This is a genomic window from Microvirga sp. P5_D2 (genome assembly GCF_054049475.1).
Genome location: NZ_JBFUMH010000098.1, coordinates 1 through 19757 on the forward strand (window position 1 = coordinate 1; position 19757 = coordinate 19757).

Here is a 19757-nt window from a genome sequence, read left to right on the forward strand (position 1 = left end):
CTCGTGACGGAACTGAATGGCGTTCCGGCCTTCGCTTATACCCGTGCCTTCGCAGAGATGCTGAAGGAAGACGGCTCGGCCGCTGCGGCGAAGAACATCGTGCTGGTAGGCCGCGATCTTCGCGAGAGCAGCCCCGGCATCGCGCAGCTCTGCTGCGCCGCCCTTGCGGAATCGGGTCTCGTGCCCCTCGATTGTGGCGCGCTGCCGACGCCTGCTCTCGCCTATCACGGCATGCGGTTCGGCCTACCGGCGATCATGGTCACCGGCAGCCACATCCCCGAGGATCGCAACGGGCTGAAGTTCTATCGGGCTCAAGGCGAGATCGACAAGAAGGACGAGGCGGGCATTCTCGCGTGGCATGGGAAACTTGCCATCACGACCGTGCCGGACCACGCGCGCGGTGTTCCGGCCGCAAAGCCCGACACCGACCTGATCGAAGCCTACAAGGTTCGCTACAAGGACTTCTTCGGGGCAAGGGCTCTCAACGGCCAGACCGTCGGCGTCTATCAGCACTCCTCGGTGGCGCGCGACGTGATCGTGTCGATGCTGGAAGCGCTCGGCGCTCGCGCCGTCGCGTTGGGCCGCGCGACGAGTTTCGTTCCTGTCGATACGGAGGCCCTGCGCGAGGAGGATGAGATCCTTGCCAGGCAATGGGCCGGCGAGCAGACGCTCGATGCCATCGTATCCACGGACGGCGATGCGGATCGCCCCCTGATTTCCGATGGAGCAGGCATGTTTCTGCGCGGCGATCTCGTCGGCGCGATCACGGCGAAATATCTCGGCGCCGATACCATCGTGACGCCGGTGACGTCGAACTCCGCGCTCGAAGATTCCGGCGCGTTCACGAGCGTGGTCCGCACGAAGGTGGGATCGCCCTATGTGATCGAAGGCATGAATGGGGCCGCGCGTTCAGGAGCACGGGTGGTCGTCGGGTTCGAGGCCAATGGTGGCGTTCTGCTCGGCTCCGATGTCGAGCGCAAAGGGCGCAAGCTCGCGGCGCTTCCCACGCGCGATGCCATGCTGCCGATCCTCTGCGCTTTGGCCGCCGTCGTCGAGCAGTCGAAGTCTCTGGCCGAGGTCGGCGCGGGTTATTCCTTCAAGGCGGCCGCCAGCAACCGGCTCCAGAATGTGCCCACGGAAAAGAGCGCAGCCTTCGTGTCGAAGCTCCAGCAGGACGCGGATTTCCTCGCGACCCTCATGTCACCCCTCGGTGGCGTTGCCGGCACCAACAACAGCGACGGGTTTCGCATCAACGCCAAGAACGGCGAGGTCGTGCATTTCCGCCCGTCAGGCAATGCGCCGGAGTTGCGCGTTTATGTGGAGGCCAAAAACCCTGAGCGGGCGGCCGATCTGCTGGCTTGGGGGCTTGATCTCGCGCAGAAGCAGGTAAATTGATTGCGCGCCTGATGTATCATCGAGCGCCGAAGACTTCTGATTGGAATCAGATGTTTCGGCTGCTCCCTATGGAATGATCAGGCTTCGAGCAGCTTAGCCTCTTCCAACGCCCACATAGTGGAAACCGTGGTGGCGCATGTCCTCGGGGCGATAGACATTGCGCAGGTCGACCACCACCGGCGCCGCCAGCGCAGCCTTCAGCCGCTTGAGATCGAGCGCCCGGAACATGTCCCACTCGGTCACGATCACCAACGCATCCGCATCGCGGGCGCAGTCATAGGCGTCCCGGGCGTAGTCCACATCCGTCAGCATGGCGCTGGCGGCATTCATGCCCTCGGGATCGTAGGCCCGCACCCGGGCCCCGGCATCCTGCAGCGCCGTGATCACGTCGATCGAGGGCGCTTCGCGCATGTCGTCGGTGTTGGGCTTGAAGGTCAGCCCCAGCACCGCGATGGTCTTGCCCCGCACCGCGCCGCCGCAGGCCGCAATCACCTTGCGGCCCATGGCGCGCTTGCGCTGGCTGTTGACCGCCGCCACCGTTTCGACCAGGCGCATCGGCGCCTCGWARTCCTGCGCGGTCTTGATCAGCGCCAGCGTGTCCTTGGGAAAGCACGAGCCGCCATAGCCCGGCCCGGCATGCAGGAACTTGGCGCCGATGCGGTTGTCGAGCCCGATGCCGCGGGCCACGTCCTGCACRTTGGCGCCCACCTGCTCGCACAGGTCGGCGATCTCGTTGATGAAGGTGATCTTGGTGGCCAGGAACGCATTGGCCGCATACTTGGTCAGCTCCGCCGTGCGCCGCGACATGGCRAGCAGCGGCGAGTGGTTGAGGTAGAGCGGGCGGTAGACCTCGTGCATCACGCCTTGGGCRCGCTCGTCCTCGGTGCCGATGACGATGCGGTCGGGGCGCTTGAAGTCGGCAATCGCCGCGCCTTCGCGCAAGAACTCCGGGTTGGAGACGACGGCGAAGTCGGCSTCGGGGCGGGTTTCGCGGATGATGCGCTCGACCTCGTCGCCGGTGCCGACCGGCACGGTCGATTTGGTGACCACYACRGTGTAGCCGTCCATGGCCCCGGCGATCTCTTTGGCCGCCTGGTAGACATAGGACAGGTCGGCATGGCCGTCGCCGCGCCGCGAGGGGGTGCCGACSGCGATGAACACGGCCTCGGCCTGCYTGACCGGGCCGGCGAGCTCGGTGGTGAAGGTGAGGCGGCCCTCGCGCACGTTCTTGGCGACGAGCTCGGAAAGCCCCGGCTCGAAGATCGGGATCTCGCCGCGATTGAGGGCCTCGATCTTGGCCGGGTCCTTGTCGACGCAGCAGACGTCGTGGCCGAAATCGGCCAAGCAGGCGCCGGACACCAGCCCCACATAGCCCGAGCCAATCATCGCAATTCGCATCCGGATCTCCCCGTCTTGTCTCAAAGCGAGGGTTTAAGGCCTGCTGGTCCGGGCCGCAAGCCGGACGATTTCGAGGGGTAAAGGGCCTTTGCAACAATGCTCCCTTTGACATCTTGCGAAAGCGCGCCCAAAAGACCGCCGATTTCCATATCGGGGCATTCATGGATAACCCTTTTCTTGTCGAGGTCACGCGGGGGCGGCTGGTCGAGTCGCGCCATCGGGGCAGCGTTTCGGTGGTGGACGCGGATGGCGGGGTCGTGCTGTCGCTCGGCGACGTGGACCGGCGCGTGTTTCCGCGCTCCGCCGTCAAGGCGCTTCAGGCCCTGCCGCTGCTCGAGACCGGCATCGCGGACAAGTACGGCCTGACGGACGAAGAGATCGCGCTTGCCTGCGCCTCCCATTCCGGCGAGCCTGAGCATGCGCGCGTGGCTCAAGGGATGCTGGCCAAGGCCGGGCGTGACGTCGCTTGCCTGGAATGCGGCACCCATTGGCCTATGGGGGAGGCGGCTGCCCGTCAGCTCGCCACGGATGGCAAGACGCCGAGCGCCCTGCACAACAACTGCTCGGGCAAGCATGCCGGCTTCATCTGCCTCGCCTGTGGCCTCGGCGAGGACCCGCGCGGCTATGTGAGCGCCGACCATCCGGTGCAGCAACGGGTGCGCGAGGCGCTGGAGGAGATCACCGGAGCCTGCCACACCGAAGAGAAAAGCGGCATCGACGGCTGCTCGATTCCGACCTACGCCATCCCGCTGCCTTCGCTGGCCTTCGGCTTCGCCCGCTTCGGCACGGGCGCCGGGCTCTCGGGTGAGGGAAGAGCCGCCGCCGAGCGCATCCGTAAGGCCGTGGCGCGCCATCCCTTCATGGTGGCCGGCACTGGCCGCTTCGACACGAAGCTCATGGAGATACTCGGTGAGCGCGCCTTCGTGAAGGTCGGCGCCGAGGGCGTTTATTGCGCCACTTTCCCGGAACTCGGATACGGCATCGCCCTGAAGGCCGATGACGGCCATGTGCGCGCGGCCGAAGCCATGATGGGCGCGCTCGTACTGCGCTTCCTGCCGATGAGCGACGAGGAACGAAATGCCGTGTCCGCGCTGGCGCAGCCAGTGTTCAAGAACTGGAACGGCATCGAAGTCGGGCGCATCCAGGCAAGTCCCACGCTTCTGGGTTAATCGGATTGCAAAATTGAGAAAGGCCGGAGCTGTGAAGCTCCGGCCTTTTTCATTTGAAGAGGGCAGGGTGGCCTGAACGGCCACCACGCCTTTAGATGATGAAGAAGTGGTCGGCCTTCAGCGCAAGGTTCTTCTTGATGGTCGCGAACTCAATCGCCTTGCCCTTGCCGGATCCATCCGCATCATACGACAGGATACCCTTGCCCTTGTTGTAGATGATGTAGTCGTCCTTATCCCCGGCCTTGGTGCCGACCTCGAAGAAATCGCTCTTCAGCTTGCCCGTCTTCTTGAGCTTCTTGAAGATTGCATTCTCCAGGTGGATCTTGTCGTTCTTCACGTCGAGGTCGGCGATCTGGTCGCGGTTGGTCGCCTTGACGGGTTGCGTGTTGAACACGAAGACGTCCTTGCCGGCTCCTCCAGTCAGGACATCGTTGCCTTCACCGCCATTGACAGTGTCGTTTCCGCTGCCGCCATTCAGAATGTCGATGCCAAATCCGCCGTTGATCGCGTTGGCGCCCGCATTGCCCATCAACGTGTTGTTGAAGGCATTGCCGGTCAGGCTGATGGCAGCCGCACCGGTAGCCGTCATGTTCTCGATGCCGTCAGCGAGGATGTAGCTGGCACTGGTGTAGACCATGTCGGCATCGCCGCCTGAATCCACGACCACGTCACCTGTATTGTCGACGTAATAAGTATCGTTGCCGAGGCCGCCATTCATACTGTCGGCACCCGCGCCGCCATCGATGATGTTATTGGATGCATTGCCGGTGATGGTGTTGTTGGAGGCATTACCGGTGAGATTGATCGCGCCCGTTCCTTCGGCAATCAGCTTCTCGATATCGGCACTCAGCGTGTAGCTGACGCTGGCATAGACCGTGTCCGTGCCACTGCCGCCGGCTTCCGAAACCACATCGGCAAGATTGTCGACATAGTACGTGTCGTTTCCTGTGCCGCCACTCATCTGGTCGGCTCCCGAGCCGCCATTCAATCGGTCGTCTCCGATGCCGCCATCGAGAATGTCGTTGCCTTCACGGCCGTTGAGATCATCGTTGCCGCTGGAACCGCCGCTCAGGGTGTCGTTGAACTCGGTACCGACATACTGATCGTTGGCGGCCGTGCCCGGCATGTTGATGCCCTGGAAACGCGCATCGATGACCTGGCCACGGATGCCGATGTTATCGTCGGTGCGGCCGTCGATGTTTTCGTCCCAGGCTGCGATGAGGCGACCGTCGGACAGCTCGATGACCTTCGGTGCGGCGCGCTGGCCGTCCGTGAAGACGGTGCTAATGACCTTGTCGTCGCCGAGGCGCGCATTGGCCGCATTGAATACCGCGACGCGAACTTGCGGAGTGCTTGTGCCATCGGAGTCCAGATAGGTGATTGCAAAACCACCACCTTTGAGAGCCGTAACACCGGGCATGCCCTGATCACCAGCCACTCCCTGGTTGACGATGAAGGCAGCGCCAAAGGTTGTCATGTCGCTGTTGAAGATCTGAGCCTTGACGTTGTCGCCGGTGCYGTCGCTTGAGACTTCGGTCCAAGCGATGAGGATTCTACCATCGGACAGGAGAATGGCATCAGGGGCAGTACCTTCCTTAACCAAGGCATCTGTTGGGTATTGTCTAGTCTCTATCGGGAGGAGTTCGTTTAATATAATAACATTAATTATGAGGGCATAAGCACCGCTGAATAAAGAGTCGGTGCTGTATAGAGACAGAAAGCGATTATCAGAGAGACTCACTAGGCTACAGGATTCTTGGGTACCTATAGTTCTAGAGCTATTTATATGTATATTGTGTATTGCCTCAGCGTTTTCGTTATAGACACGAGCCCATACTCCAGGGTCGCCTTCGGATGTTGCGTCATTATAGGTAACGGCAAAGCCTCCTCCGGAAAGAGCTTTGACAAGTGGTGCCGACAACTTTGTTGTGTTGCCCAGAACAACCTCAAAGTCATCTGTCCCGCCATCGGCGGCGCCATTAGTATCGAAAGGTGTTCCATCCCCATTGAAGATGCGCGCTCGGATCGAGTAGCTCGTTACGCTGCCTTCGGTAACCTGATGCTCCCAGGTGTAAACGAGCTTGCCATCGGCCAGCATCGTCACAGTTGGAGCAGAGTTAAGACCGCCGCTGGTCGTATCGATGCGGATCGGCTCGCCTTCCGGCACTGCGCCGGAATAGAAACGCTGGGCGTAGATCTCGACACTTCGTACACCAAGCTCGTTGACGACTTCGTTCTCCCAAACAGCCATGAACTTGCCGTTGTCGAGCGCCTGAAGCTGAACGCCTTTTTGGACGTTCTCCTTCGCTTCGCTGTTAATGAGAAACTCGCCCCAAAGGACTGCAGGTATCGACATAATAGGCCCCTTAAAGATGCCATTTGGCACTAATACGTAATAACATATCTTTGGGGGATTGGACTTACCTTGGCAAGTCTTCTAGGCCGGATAGGGACAGTAGCTTGCAATGCTGCAAGCAAACACCCGAGAGACCCTCAAATCCCTAGCAGCTTTACAATCTCGCTTGCAGCGGCATTGGGCGACAGGGTGCCTTCCGCAATCGCCTTCTCGATCTCAGGCACCCGCCTCTTCAGAATCGCATCATGTGTCAGCCGCTCGTGCAGACGCTCATGCACCAATGCCCACATCCATTTCGTGTCCTGGGCGCGTCGCTTGGCCTGGAGCTCGCCGGTGGCTTCCAGGCGCTTGCGGTGGTCGAGTACTCTGGACCAGAGGTCGTCGAGTCCCTGACCGGTGAGCCCTGAGATCGTCAGGACCGGCGGGGTCCATGTGGGGGAGGCGGGGCTCAGGATATGCAGGGCGGCCTGATACTCTGCGGCGGCGGCTTTCGCCTTCAGGCCGGCATCGTCCGCCTTGTTGACGGCGATCATGTCGGCGAGTTCCAGAATGCCCTTCTTGATGCCCTGCAATTCGTCGCCCGCGCCGGGCAGCATGAGCACGAGGAAGAAATCGGTGAGGTCGGCCACCGCCGTCTCGGATTGGCCGACGCCGACCGTCTCCACGAGGATCACGTCGAAGCCCGCCGCTTCGCATAAGAGCATCGTCTCGCGGGTCTTGGCGGCCACGCCGCCCAGCGTCCCGGAAGAGGGGGAAGGGCGGATGAAGGCGTTCGGGTCGGCGGAGAGCCGCGCCATGCGGGTCTTGTCGCCGAGGATCGCGCCGCCCGTGCGAGTGGAGCTGGGATCGACGGCGAGCACGGCGACCTTGTGGCCCTTCTCGGTCAGCATGCTGCCGAGGCTGTCGATGGCGGTGGATTTGCCTACCCCCGGCACCCCGGTGATGCCGACGCGGACCGCGTGACCGGTGCGGGGCATCAGCTCCTGCAACAGGGCGCGGGCCGCCTCGCGATGGTCGGCGCGGCGGGATTCCATGAGGGTGATGGCGCGCGCCAGTGCGGCGCGGTCTCCCCGCGCCACGGCCTCGGCCGTCACAACAGTCTTTTTTGGCGAGCCCCCGGTCATGGGGAAGATGTAGCGGATTCTCTTGGCCTTTTCACCACGTGATCGGGTCCATGCCGAACCGTCCCCAGGCAGGAATCTTGATGGCCGGTCGGCGAACATCGATTCCGGCGACGAGCCCCATGAAATCCAGCTCGACGCCCTCGACCCAGCCGAGCGCGACACCCGCATAGCCACCGAGCGAGACTTGGATGCCGGTGCCGCTCGGGGTGAGACCGACGATATTCTCCAGCGGACGCCAATCCTTGCCGAGAGCCGTCGGCGGCAATGCTGCGTTTAATTCCGGCACCGAGCGCAGCACATGGGTCACGAAGGTGTTGGAGTTGGGGCCGGGCCAAGCGTTGTAGGCGCCGTAGGTCGCGTAAGGATAGCTCGCCACCGCCTTGCGGATCTGGGGGATCAGACGCTCCGCCGCCTCGCCCTCGATCAGCAGGACCGGGTGAGGGGCGTTGCCGAACCAGCGCCCATCCGGCGCCCATCCGTTGGTGCGCACAGGGCTGCCCCATCCCACCTTGTCGTAGCGGGTATATTGCCGGGCGCCCGGCTCCTTCACCACGACCCAGGTGTGATGCGCGAAGATCCCGCGCCAGCGGCCCACTCGGGCGGCATAAACCGCCACGACCGCCTGGGGATTTTCCGAAGCCGGCCGCAGCAGCTCCGCGCTCGACCAATCGGCGGCGCGCCAGCTCGGCGCGATGTCGTCGCGCATGGCGAACCAGACGGCATGGGCCCCGAGGGGGAGAATGAACAGTCCGATGAGGACGAGGAGAGCGCGAAGCAGGAGGGCCATGACAACGAAATTACGGAGCTTGCGGCCAAGCATCAAGCGGACAGGCTGCCGCTGCCGTTCACCAATGGTTTACCATGCTGGGCCAAGGGTACGGGAGAAAGCGGGGCTCTGCCTTGCGCCCGCCATGATCGGGGTCAAAACAGCAGCATCTCGTTTTCCGACTCCATCCCAGCCCCAGGCTCATGCTTCTTTCCATCTCCCGCTTCGCCGCCATCTGCTGCACCGCTCTCACGCTCTCGGGCTGCCTTGGAGGCGACGACGCACTCAGCCCCTTGCTGTCCCCGCCGCCCGGCCTGTCGCGGGACCCGAAGCTGCTGGTGGCAACGACCCGGCTTCCTGTGGGCGATCCCGTGCGCAAGCCTTGGTTCAGCAGCGAGCGTTCGCCGGATATGGTCTTTGCCGAGGCACGCCTCACGCCGCCCACGGATTCGCTGATCGGGGGATCGGGGTGGAGCATCGCCAAGGTCGATTCCGTCACCCGCAACAACGCGGCGCAGGCCTTCGCCCAGGCCGCTCTGGGGCGTGACCTGCTCCTCTACATCCACGGCTATCGTGAGAGCTTCGAGACAGCGGCGACCTCGACCATTGATCTCTCGGAGGGCATCCGCTTCTCCGGCGCCACCGGCCTGTTCACTTGGCCCTCCGCCGCTTCCACCTTCAGCTATGTCGCCGACCGCGAGGCCGCTATGTGGTCCCGCGATGCGTTGGAGGACCTGCTTACCGCCATGGCGAAGACGCAGAGTGGCGGGCGCATTCATATCGTGGCGCATTCCATGGGCACCCAGCTGACCCTGGAAACCTTGCGGATGCTGCGCGACTCCGGTGGTCCGAGCGCAATGGAGCGCATCGGCGCGGTGGTGCTGGCTGCGCCCGACATCGACATCGACCTGTTCGCACGCGGCCTGGAGAAGCTGGGGCCCGACGCCCGGAAGATCACGGTCATCAGCTCCACCAACGACCGGGCTCTCGCCGTATCGAGCCGCCTCGCGGGCGGCATCATCCGTGCCGGTGCAGCGGATCGCGAGAGGCTGGAGTCGCTGGGCGTTCGCGTGGCCGATGCGTCCGAATTCGGCGGCGGCATCATCAACCACGACCTGTTCCTCTCCAACAAGGATGTGCAGCAGGTGGTGAAGCGCGCCATCGAGCGGGAAAGATAAGCGCTCCCGCGCCAGCTTGCCTGCGCGAGGCTCAGGATTAGTTCCTACCCAAAGCAAAACTTTGGAGGAAACGATGATCCCGACCCGCCGCGCCGTCCTTGCCGGCATGGCTGCCTGCGCAGCCTCGACATTTCCGTTTAGCACTGCCTTCGCGCAGTCTGATTATCCAACAAGGCCCGTCCGGGTCGTCGTGCCCTATGCGGCAGGCGGTGGAACGGATTTCTTCGCACGCCTGGTCTTTGCCGAGATCGGCAAGCAGCTGGGGCAGCAATTCGTCATCGAGAACAAGGCGGGCGCGGGCACCAATCTCGGCGCGGAAGCTGTCGCCAAGGCCGAACCCGATGGGTACACGCTTCTGCTGGGCGATACGGCGACCTATGCCACCAACCGGACGCTTTACAGCAAGCTGGCTTTCGATCCCTACAAGGATTTCAGCCCGATTACTCTAAGCGGCCGTTTCGCGCTCGTGCTGCTGGTCAACACGGATAAGCTGAAGGCCAAATCGGTTCCGGAACTCATTGCGTTTGCCAAGCAGAATCCCGACGCGATCAATTACGGTACTCCCGGCCTCGGAAGCCCGTTCCATCTGGCGACCGAGCTGCTCGCGCAGAACGCGGGCGTCAAGCTGACCCACGTGCCCTACAGAGGGGCTGCTCCTGCGGTGCAGGATCTGGTGGCCGGCAACGTCAACATGATGTTCATCGATTTCGCGACGGCGCGCTCGCAGCTCTCAGGGCCAGTTCAAGCCATTGCCGTCGCTTCTCCGGGAGAGTTCGCCGGACTGCCCGGCATTCCGCCCGTGGCCTCGCATATCCCGGGCTTCGAGGCCTGGGCCTGGCAGGGCATCGTAGCGCCCGCCGGCACGCCGCCTCAGATCATCGCGAAGCTCAACGAAGCCTATCGCCGCGCCRTGAGCCAGCCGGAGATCCGCGATAAGCTGATCGGTGCCGGCATCGACGTGCTTCAGAGCACCCCCGAGGAGATGGCGGCCTATATGCGCGCCGAGGGCGAGAAGTGGGACAAGGTGATCAAGACCGCCAACATCAAGCTCGAATAGGGCCCTGCCAACGTGATGCAGGTCACACAGCGTGCCCCAAAGCCCTGAAATACTTCCTCTTTGCCACCGGAAAGGGTTGATCCTCAGGCTTCAAAGGCAAAGAATCGGATCTGCTCGTTTCACGGTGAGGCTGATCCATGGTTGTGCTGGGTGAGCGTAATTCCTATTCGCAGCGGATCATGGGTCCGCTGCTGATCGCGGCCGTCGTGTTGGGGCTCCTTGGCCTGCCGCTCGCCATTTGGCTCGACCTGCGCATTCTTTCCGAGCGCATGCTGCGGATGCAGGCGAGCGAGATCAGCCGCATCGTCGACGATATGCGCGGCTTCTACGGCAGCGACGTGGTCGCCCGCGTGCTGGAGGCGGACGGGCCCGTCACGGTCACGCACAATTACCGCGACATAAAGGGCGCCATTCCCATTCCCGCGACCTTGTCCATCGAGCTCGGCCAACGCATCAGCGCCCATGACGGATCGGCCAAATACCGCTTCGTCTCCGACATGACGTTCAAGGGACGCCCGCCGCACCAGCTCGACGATTTCGAGCGTAATGCCATCGCGAACTTAAGGGCGCATCCCGAGCAGCGGATCGTGGATGTATCCGGTTCTCTTTTCGACCAGAGCGTGAGGACGGCGGCGCCCGTCATCATGGGGCCGGTCTGCGTGAGCTGTCACAACACGCATCCCGAGAGCCCGAAGACGGATTGGAAGGTGGGCGATGTGCGCGGCATCCAGGAGATTTCCGTGACGCAGCCGATCTTCGCGAACGCCTTCTCGTTCAAATACTCGCTGTCGTACCTCATCCTCGCCTCGCTCGCGGGCCTTGCCATCATCATCTTGCAGCGGCGTCAGGCGCGGCTCATCAACGGCATGAACCAGGAGCTGACGGACGCGAACGACTTCCTCGCCGGTATTTCGCTGAAGCTCGCGAAATACCTGTCGCCGCAAGTCTACAAGAGCATCTTCAGTGGGCAGAAGGATGTGTCCATCGCCACCGAACGCAAGAAGCTCACGATCTTCTTCTCCGACATCAAGGATTTCACCGCCATTTCCGAACGGCTCCAGCCGGAGGACCTGACGGAGCTGCTCAACGACTATTTCACCGAGATGTCCGCCGTCGCGCTCCAGCACGGGGCGACCATCGACAAGTTCTTCGGCGACGCCATCCTCATCTTCTTCGGCGACCCGGAGACGAAGGGCGTCGAGGAGGATGCACGAGCCTGCCTGCGCATGGCCGTGGATATGCAGCACCGCATGGAGCAGCTGAATGCCGTCTGGCGCAAGCGCGGCGTCGAAATGCCCATGCAAGTGCGGATGGGCATCAATACCGGCTTCTGCAACGTGGGCAATTTCGGCAGCAACGACCGCATGGCCTATACGATCATCGGCGCGGAGGCGAATCTTGCCGCTAGGCTGCAATCCATCGCGGAGCCGGGCGGCATCTGCCTGAGCTACGAGACCTATGCGCTTGTTCGCGACATGGTGCGCGCCCAGCCGATCGATCCCATCGTCATGAAGGGCATCCGGCGCGAGGTGGTGCCCTACATGGTCGAGGGCCTGCTGGGCGAACTCGCGCAGAGGCAGCAGGTTATCATCGAGCACGTGACGGGCATGGACCTGTTCCTCGATCTCGATGCCATCAAGGAAGGCGAGATCGAGCGGGCGAAGAAGCGGCTCGGTGAAGCTCTGGCGGCGCTCGATGCCGGCTGGCAGCACGCGCGGCGGGCGAGTTGAAAGCCACCGCTGTTTCATGCAGGCAATATGCCTGTGCGTCCTGAAAGGGACTGCCGATGGACGAAATGATGAATTGGCGGAGTGTCTATGATTTCTGGTTCCCGCCCGGTCTGGAGAATGCGAACCAGGAGACTCATTGGCGCATGCTGCAATGGTGGATGGGCGGCGGAGCGAACGCGGAACTCGCACGCTTCGCGCCTGTTCTCGCCGCCGCCAGATCAGGTCAGCTCGATCAGTGGAAGGCCACGCCGCGCGGGCGGCTTTCGCTGATCGTCGTTCTCGACCAATTTTCGCGCGGGCTCCATGCAGGCACGGCCGATGCCTACGCGTCCGATCCAGAGGCTCTGCAGATCGCCGGGGAGGGCGTGAAGAACGGGCATTACGAAGCTCTCGCGCATCTGTGGGAGAGGTTCTTCTTCCTGATGCCTTTCGCCCATGTCGAGGGGCCGGACCATCGCGAGCGCATGGAGCGCATCGTCAAGCTCTCGGAGGAAGCCGTCAGGGAAGCGCCCGCGCATTTGCGACCGATCTTCGAGTTCTCGTTGAGTCAGGCTCGCGGCCACCGCGATGTGATCGCGCGCTTTGGCCGTTTCCCGCATCGCAATGCCGTCTTGGGAAGAACCTCGACGCCCGAGGAAGTGGCTTATCTGGAGAAGGGCGATTACGTCTATAATCGCCGGTTTCCTGTGAAGTGAGTGCCTCTACTCCGCGGCCTGCTGCGGCTCGTAGCCGAGTCTGCGGTTCAGATCGCCGATGAGATCGACGGCGGCATCCGCGATCACGGTTCCGGGCGGGAAGATGGCCGACGCGCCAGCTTCATACAGCGCATCGAAATCCTGCGGCGGGATCACGCCGCCGACCACGATCATGATGTCCTCGCGGTCATACTTCGCGAGTTCGCTTTTAAGCTCCGGCACCAAGGTCAGGTGACCTGCGGCGAGCGACGACACGCCGATGATGTGCACGTCATTCTCGATGGCCTGACGCGCGGCTTCCGCCGGCGTTGCGAATAGGGGACCGATATCCACGTCGAAGCCGAGATCGGCGAAGGCCGAGGCGATCACCTTCTGGCCGCGATCGTGCCCGTCCTGCCCCATCTTGGCGACGAGGATGCGCGGACGGCGGCCGTCGTCCTGTTCGAACTGCTCCACCAGTTGCCGCACTTTCTCGACGGCAGGTGAAGACATGCCGACCTCCCGCTTGTACACGCCCGAGATCGCCTTGATCTCGGCGCGGTGACGGCCCCAGACCTTTTCGAGCGCGTCGGAAATTTCACCCACCGTTGCCTTCACGCGAGCGGCCTTCACAGCGAGATCGAGCAGGTTGCCCTCATTCGATGCCGCGCCTTGCGACAAGGCATTGAGCGCCGCATCCACATCGGCCTGCTTGCGCTCGGCTTTGAGGCGCTTGAGCTTGTCGATCTGGCTCGCGCGCACGGCGGCGTTGTCCACCTTCAGGATGTCGATGGAGGCTTCGTCGTTAAGCCTGAAGGCGTTCACGCCGATGATCTTCTGATGGCCTGAATCGATGCGCGCCTGCGTGCGGGCGGCGGCCTCCTCGATCTTCAGCTTCGGAATGCCCGCTTCGATGGCCTTCGCCATGCCGCCGAGGGCTTCCACCTCCTGGATATGGCTCCAGGCCTTGTCCGCGAGTTCCTTCGTCAGACGCTCGACGTAATAGGAGCCGCCCCACGGATCGATGATGCGCGTGGTGCCGCTTTCCTGCTGCAGGAAGAGCTGCGTGTTGCGGGCGATGCGGGCGGAGAAATCGGTGGGCAGGGCCAGCGCCTCGTCGAGGGCGTTGGTGTGCAGCGATTGCGTGTGCCCTTGCGTTGCCGCCATCGCCTCGATGCAGGTACGCGTCACGTTGTTGAACACGTCCTGCGCGGTCAATGACCAGCCGGATGTCTGCGAATGGGTGCGCAGCGGCAGCGACTTCTCGCTTTGCGGATTGAAGCCCTTCACGAGCTTCGCCCAGATGAGCCGCGCGGCGCGCATCTTGGCGACTTCCATGAAGAAGTTCATGCCAGTCGCCCAGAAGAACGACAGGCGCGGCGCGAACTGATCGACGGTGAGGCCAGCTTGAATGCCGGCGCGGATGTATTCTACGCCGTCGGCCAGCGTATAGGCGAGTTCCAGATCCTGCGTCGCTCCCGCTTCCTGCATGTGGTAGCCGGAGATCGAGATGGAGTTGAACTTCGGCATGTTCGCCGAGGTATAGGCGAAGATGTCCGAGATGATGCGCATCGACCCCTTCGGCGGGTAGATATAGGTGTTGCGCACCATGAATTCTTTGAGAATGTCGTTCTGGATCGTGCCCGAGAGCTTCGCCGCCGGCACGCCCTGTTCCTCAGCCGCCACGATGTAGAGCGCGAGGATCGGCAGCACCGCGCCGTTCATGGTCATCGACACGCTCATCTGGTCGAGCGGAATGCCGGCGAACAGCGTGCGCATGTCGTAGATGGAATCGATCGCGACACCTGCCATGCCCACATCACCCGACACGCGCGGATGGTCGGAATCGTAGCCGCGATGGGTGGCGAGATCGAAGGCGACGGAGAGGCCTTTCTGGCCGGCCGCAAGATTGCGGCGGTAGAAAGCGTTCGAATCCTCGGCCGTGGAGAAGCCCGCATATTGGCGCACGGTCCAGGGCTGGTTCACGTACATGGTGGGGTAGGGGCCGCGCAGGTAAGGGGCGACGCCCGGATAGGTATCGAGAAAGTCGAGACCCGCGCGATCCTCGGGGCCATAGGCCTGCCTGACCGGAATACCTTCCGGCGTCAGCCAGGGTTCGCCTTCGGTGAAGGCGGATGAAGCTTGGGGAGCGCCTGCCCAACCGAGGCTCGAAAAATCTGGAATGCGAGTCATGGCTTAGTAACGGATGCCCTCACCGAAAGGATACGGCTTTTGATCGAAGTCGCATCATTTTAGGGCATCCGAACCCGCGAGGCTATCGGCGCAAGGTAGGGGATCAGCCCCGCTTCTCGGCGTTCCAATAGCCGGAGCAGGTTCGCCCGCCCGAGGTCGTCCAGCTGCCGCGCCCCGTGGCCCCGGAGAGACGGCCCGACACATTCGCCCGGTCCTGCCCGCGCGAGATGCTGGCCGCCACCGAACCGTTCGAGCGAACCTGTCCGTTGATGTCGAAGTTCTCCGGCCCGCCATACCGAGCCTGGCCGTTCTGGACGATCACCGAATAGCGATAGGCCCGGTCGCAGCTGCCCTGCTCGGTGACGACCTCCACGCTCCACGTGCCGTCGAACTGTCGCGTCTGCGCATGAGCCGGGGGAATTGCGAGCGTTGCCAGGACAAGTGCCGTACCGAGCCAAGGGACATTCCGCATCGAACACTCCATGCCGCCAATCGGGAGGCACGGGTAACGTAGGTTGCGAGACGGGGTTCCTAGCCGCGTGTTCACCAACGCTCGATTGCTCTGGGGATGGGCAAAACGCTGGAGAATCGTCAGAGGCTCACGCCGAGGCCTTTTCGAGAGCCTCGCCCAGAACCTTGAGGGTGTCGCACCCGGCATAGATGAAGGTGTTGATCCCGGCGCGGATCCATTGGTCTTCATGGCCGCCCGACCGGCCAGCCAGGTAGACGGCGGGCGATCCGCTGTCCTTCAGGGTTTTTGCTGCATCGACGGCATGTGTTTCGTAAATTTCATCCGATGAGCAGATGCAGGAAAGCTGCGCCTTGCTGTCAAGGTAAGCTTGCTTAAGCTTATCCTGGTCGGAAAAGCCATCGTTGGTAATGGCTTCTATTCCTCCGATCTCGAAGAAATTCTTGGCGAATGTGGCGCGCGCCGTGAAGGCTGATACCGGGCCGAGATTGGCGAGGAAGACCTTGGGCCGTGAGCCGGTGCGGGCAAGGTAAGCATCCGACAGGTCCCGCAAACGCTCGAAGGCCTCCGCCACACGTGTGGAGGGCAGGGGGTCGACAGCCACTGGTGCAGGCCCCGAAGCCGTGCCTGCCAGTTGGGCCATGGTCGCGCCTCCCGATGCCATTTGGACGAGGGCGGCGAAGGAGGTTTCTGCAGCTTGGGGCGTGGTTTTCTGCGGAACTGGAACGGCAGATTCCTGTGCCGGCGGAGCCACCATCAGCACGCTCACATCGGCCTCATGGATATTCGGAAACTCGCTCGTGCCAGTGATCGGCTCCTTGCGCGTCGCCACCGCCTTCTCACGCGCGGCACGGACAGAGGCGATGCGGGCCTGCAGGGCATTGCTCCGCAGGCTCTCCAGAATGCCGCCCTCGCGCTCGATCTCCTGGAACAGGCTCCAAGCCTTCTCGCACAGAGCATCGGTGAGCGCCTCGAAACCGCCCGATCCGGCGGCGGGATCTGCCACGCGCCAGAGGTTCGATTCCTCGAGCAGGATCAACTGCGTGTTGCGCGCCAGCCGCCGCGCGAAGGCATCGGGCAGGCCGAGCGCCGCCGTAAAGGGAAGCACCGTGATCGCATCCGCCCCGCCGATGCCGGCGGAGAAGGTGGCGACCGTGGTGCGCAGCAGGTTCACCCACGGATCGCGGCGCGTCTTCATGCGCCAAGCGGTTTCCGCGTGAAGGCGGATCGGCTTGGGATCGAGCCCGCAGACCTGTTCCACCTTGGCCCAGAGACGGCGCAGCGCGCGGAGCTTGGCGACGGTGAGGAACTCGTCCGTATCGGCCACCAGCAGGAACGACAGGGCGTCGCGGGCCACTTCAAGGCTGTGGCCCTGCGCCTCCAGGGCGCGCAGATAGCTTAAGGCCGTCGCCAGAACGGCTGCCAGTTCCTGCGCCTCGCTGGCGCCGGCCTCATGATAGGCGCGCCCATCGGACAGGAAGGCGCGGCCCTTGAAGCCGCGTGCCGTGAGATCGCTCAAGGTATCGCCCATGCGCTGGGCCATCGCATCCCAAGAGGCAGACATCTTGCCCATGGAGGCCATGGCGCCGATGGGGTCGAGGCCGAGATCGAGCGACAGGTCGGAGAGCTTGTGACCGCGCCGTTCCGCCAGGGCCAGGATCAGGGCCGCCATCTGACGCCCATGTCCGCCTGCATCGAGGCGCAGATGGATGAGGTCGAGCATCACGCCGGAAAGGGTGCGGTCGAGATCGTCCAGGCTGTCGATGCGCACGCCAAAGCCACGGGATGCCGGCGCTTTGCGGGTCACGAGCGTGAGCGCATCCGCCCCGTTCTCGAGATCGAGGAGGGCAAGCTCGTTGGCCTTCGCCGGCTCAGGATGGTCGACCCGCTGAGAGATGCGCCAGCGGCCCGCTTCCTCCCGCGCGATCAGGCCAGCATTTTCCGCCTTGGGATAAAGCGGCTGGATCTCGATGCCGTCATGGGTGCGGCCCACGAGCTTGCGCTGGAAGTCCGCTCCCTTGAGCACGCCTTCGACGAGCTTGAGCCATTGCACGCGTGTCGCGGCAGGAAAATCGGCGGCAAGAGACAGATCGTCCATCTTCATCCTCTGGGGGAGGGCAATTCGCGCTGCGCGGAAGATAGCGGGCTGGAGGTGGCGTGGGAATGCGCAAAAGGGTGGGGGCAATAAAAGCCATCTCGGACGACGGCAGTCGATCCGAGATGGCGCTTGCGGAAAGATTTAGATGAACTGCGACAATCCCGGGATCGAGCCGACGATGGGGCCCATCACATCCTCGCCGGCCTTCTCGCGGCCATAGGCGAAGAGTTCCTTGCCGAGGGGCTGCATCTGGCCCATGGACACGCCGATGCCCATAAGTTGGCCGCCGAGCGCCATGACGCCGCCGCCCATGGAGCCCATCATGCCCATCAGGCCGCCGCCACCGCCGCCGGAGCTGCCCTCGGCAATGGCGTCCTGCGCGCCGGGGAGGGCGTCGATGAGCTGGTTCACCTCGTTGGCAGGGCCTTCCTTCTGAAGGTAGCCGAGAATGAGGCCGATGGCCTTGCGGGCCGTAGCCTGATCGAGGCCGGTCTTCTGCGTCACGCGGGCGAGGAGCTCGTCCATATGTTTCTCCTGGTGCTGGATAGGTGTAATGGTTCAGCTCTAAACTATTTAATCACCGAATCTCAATTGAAAAGTCTTGTAGTGGAAACTGGCGACAGGGCTTCTAAGATCCTTGGAATGAGATTCTGGAGAGAGACACGATGCTCGCGGACGGAAAGATCTTCATCGGCAAAGGCACCAAGCCGGAGTATCTGGACTTGAGGCTCGCCAACCGGCACGGCCTTGTCACAGGCGCGACGGGCACGGGCAAGACCGTGTCGCTGCAGGTGCTGGCGGAAGGATTTTCCAGCGCGGGCGTTCCGGTCTTTGCAGCCGACATTAAGGGCGACCTTTCCGGCATGGCGGCGCCCGGCAACGGCAAGGAACCTCTCGTCAAGCGCGCGGCCGAGATCGGCATCGAATACAAGCCGGACAAATTCCCCGTCGTGTTCTGGGACATCTTCGGCGAGCAGGGGCATCGCGTCAGGGCGACGATCTCCGAGATGGGGCCGCTGCTTCTTTCCCGCCTTCTCGATCTCAACGACACGCAGGAAGGCGTGCTCAACATCGTCTTCCGCATCGCCGACGAGCAGGGTCTGCTCCTGCTCGACCTGAAGGATCTGCGCGCGCTTCTGCAACTCGTATCCGACAGCGCGAGCCAGCTCACCACCACTTACGGCAATGTGTCGAAAGCCACCATCGGCACCATCCAGCGCCAGCTGCTCGTGCTCGAGAACCAGCAGGGCGACGAGTTTCTCGGTGAGCCCGCGCTCGACATCAAGGATCTGATGCGTACGGATCGCGATGGGCGCGGCGTGGTCAATATCCTCGCTGCCGACAAGCTCATGAGCAATCCGCGCCTCTACGCCACGTTCCTGTTGTGGCTCATGTCGGAGTTGTTCGAAGAGTTGCCGGAGGTGGGCGATCTCGATCAGCCCAAGCTCGTGTTCTTCTTCGACGAGGCGCATCTTCTGTTCAACGATGCACCGAAGGCGCTCATCGAGACGGTGGAGCGCGTCGTGCGTCTCATCCGCTCGAAAGGCGTCGGCGTCTATTTCATCACGCAGAACCCGGTCGATGTGCCGGAGAGCGTGCTGGCGCAGCTCGGCAACCGGGTGCAGCATGCGCTGCGCGCCTATACGCCCCGTGAGCAGAAGGCCGTGCGCGTGGCGGCGCAGACCTTCCGGCAGAACCCCGCCTTCGATACCGAAAAGGCGATCACCGAACTCGGCGTCGGCGAGGCCCTGGTCTCGACGCTGGAAGGCAAGGGCGCGCCCTCCATGGTGGAGCGCACTCTCATCGCGCCGCCCATGGCGCAGGTCGGCCCCATCGAATTGTCGGAGCGCCAGCGGATCCTGGCATCGAGCCCTATGAAGGGGAAATACGACCAGCCCATCGATCCGGAATCCGCCTATGAGGCACTCGCCAAACGCGCCGAGCAGGCGGCGGCCGATGCGAAAGCAGCCGAGGGCGGCGGAGGCATCCTCGACATGCTCGGCGGCCTCTTCGGCGCCAATGGGACGAAGCGAAAGGGCAGCCTGACGACGGGGCAGCGTGTGACCCGCGAGGTGACGCGCACCATCGTCAACCAGACGGTCGGCAACCTCGCCGCCGAGATCGGCAAATCCATCGGCGGACGGCAAGGC

15 protein-coding genes are annotated in these 19757 nt (G+C 63.1%); 7 read left to right on the plus strand and 8 right to left on the minus strand.

The window, feature by feature from the left end; all coding sequences use genetic code 11:
- Positions 1 to 1395: phosphomannomutase (locus tag ACXJKO_RS20610; RefSeq protein ID WP_457092953.1), on the plus strand; the 1395-nt coding region annotated here is incomplete at its 5' end.
- Between the two features lie 93 nt (positions 1396 to 1488).
- Here ACXJKO_RS20610 and ACXJKO_RS20615 read toward each other — a convergent pair.
- A complete protein-coding gene (locus ACXJKO_RS20615; protein WP_457092954.1) occupies positions 1489 to 2793 on the minus strand; it encodes a UDP-glucose dehydrogenase family protein in 1305 nt (434 codons plus the stop codon).
- A gap of 161 nt (positions 2794 to 2954) precedes the next feature.
- Between ACXJKO_RS20615 and ACXJKO_RS20620 the strand changes: the two genes are divergently transcribed.
- Positions 2955 to 3962 carry an asparaginase gene (locus tag ACXJKO_RS20620; protein ID WP_457092955.1) on the plus strand — a complete coding sequence of 336 codons (1008 nt, stop codon included), beginning with the start codon at positions 2955 to 2957 and terminating at the stop codon, positions 3960 to 3962.
- Positions 3963 to 4053: 91 nt separating this feature from the next.
- On the opposite strand, the gene ACXJKO_RS20625 is transcribed toward ACXJKO_RS20620, so the two are convergent.
- From ACXJKO_RS20625 to ACXJKO_RS20635, 3 genes are all read right to left on the minus strand, one after another.
- On the minus strand, positions 4054 to 6318 hold the full coding sequence (locus ACXJKO_RS20625; protein ID WP_457092956.1) for a calcium-binding protein: 2265 nt from the start codon (positions 6316 to 6318) through the stop codon (positions 4054 to 4056).
- 137 nt (positions 6319 to 6455) lie between these two features.
- Entirely contained in the window at positions 6456 to 7442 is a 987-nt protein-coding gene (gene meaB / locus ACXJKO_RS20630) for a methylmalonyl Co-A mutase-associated GTPase MeaB (RefSeq protein ID WP_457092957.1), read from the minus strand.
- A gap of 31 nt (positions 7443 to 7473) precedes the next feature.
- Positions 7474 to 8262, minus strand: coding sequence for a DUF3750 domain-containing protein (locus ACXJKO_RS20635; RefSeq protein ID WP_457092958.1), 789 nt, complete (start codon positions 8260 to 8262; stop codon positions 7474 to 7476).
- A 149-nt stretch (positions 8263 to 8411) separates the two neighbouring features.
- Here ACXJKO_RS20635 and ACXJKO_RS20640 point away from each other — a divergent pair, with 149 nt between their 5' ends.
- The 4 genes from ACXJKO_RS20640 to ACXJKO_RS20655 all read left to right on the plus strand — a co-directional run bounded on the left by ACXJKO_RS20640 (position 8412) and on the right by ACXJKO_RS20655 (position 12868).
- Positions 8412 to 9386 carry an alpha/beta hydrolase gene (locus ACXJKO_RS20640; RefSeq protein ID WP_457092959.1) on the plus strand — a complete coding sequence of 325 codons (975 nt, stop codon included), beginning with the start codon at positions 8412 to 8414 and terminating at the stop codon, positions 9384 to 9386.
- 73 nt (positions 9387 to 9459) lie between these two features.
- Entirely contained in the window at positions 9460 to 10443 is a 984-nt protein-coding gene (locus ACXJKO_RS20645; protein WP_457092960.1) for a Bug family tripartite tricarboxylate transporter substrate binding protein, read from the plus strand.
- A 137-nt stretch (positions 10444 to 10580) separates the two neighbouring features.
- A complete protein-coding gene (locus tag ACXJKO_RS20650; RefSeq protein WP_457092961.1) occupies positions 10581 to 12173 on the plus strand; it encodes an adenylate/guanylate cyclase domain-containing protein in 1593 nt (530 codons plus the stop codon).
- A 68-nt stretch (positions 12174 to 12241) separates the two neighbouring features.
- Positions 12242 to 12868: a DUF924 family protein gene (locus ACXJKO_RS20655; protein WP_457092962.1), complete on the plus strand. Its 627-nt coding sequence runs from the start codon at positions 12242 to 12244 to the stop codon at positions 12866 to 12868.
- A 6-nt stretch (positions 12869 to 12874) separates the two neighbouring features.
- Here ACXJKO_RS20655 and scpA read toward each other — a convergent pair whose 3' ends face one another.
- From scpA to ACXJKO_RS20675, 4 genes are all read right to left on the minus strand, one after another.
- Entirely contained in the window at positions 12875 to 15040 is a 2166-nt protein-coding gene (gene scpA / locus ACXJKO_RS20660; RefSeq protein ID WP_457092963.1) for a methylmalonyl-CoA mutase, read from the minus strand.
- Between the two features lie 103 nt (positions 15041 to 15143).
- Positions 15144 to 15512 (minus strand): hypothetical protein, encoded by a 369-nt coding sequence (locus tag ACXJKO_RS20665; RefSeq protein WP_457092964.1) that lies wholly within the window; start codon positions 15510 to 15512, stop codon positions 15144 to 15146.
- 127 nt (positions 15513 to 15639) lie between these two features.
- Complete coding sequence (locus ACXJKO_RS20670) at positions 15640 to 17607, minus strand: methylmalonyl-CoA mutase family protein (protein WP_457092965.1); 1968 nt, start codon at positions 17605 to 17607, stop codon at positions 15640 to 15642.
- 141 nt (positions 17608 to 17748) lie between these two features.
- Complete coding sequence (locus ACXJKO_RS20675; protein WP_457092966.1) at positions 17749 to 18132, minus strand: DUF2267 domain-containing protein; 384 nt, start codon at positions 18130 to 18132, stop codon at positions 17749 to 17751.
- A 140-nt stretch (positions 18133 to 18272) separates the two neighbouring features.
- Here ACXJKO_RS20675 and ACXJKO_RS20680 point away from each other — a divergent pair.
- A partial coding sequence (locus ACXJKO_RS20680) for a helicase HerA-like domain-containing protein (protein WP_457092967.1) occupies positions 18273 to 19757 on the plus strand: 1485 nt, incomplete at its 3' end.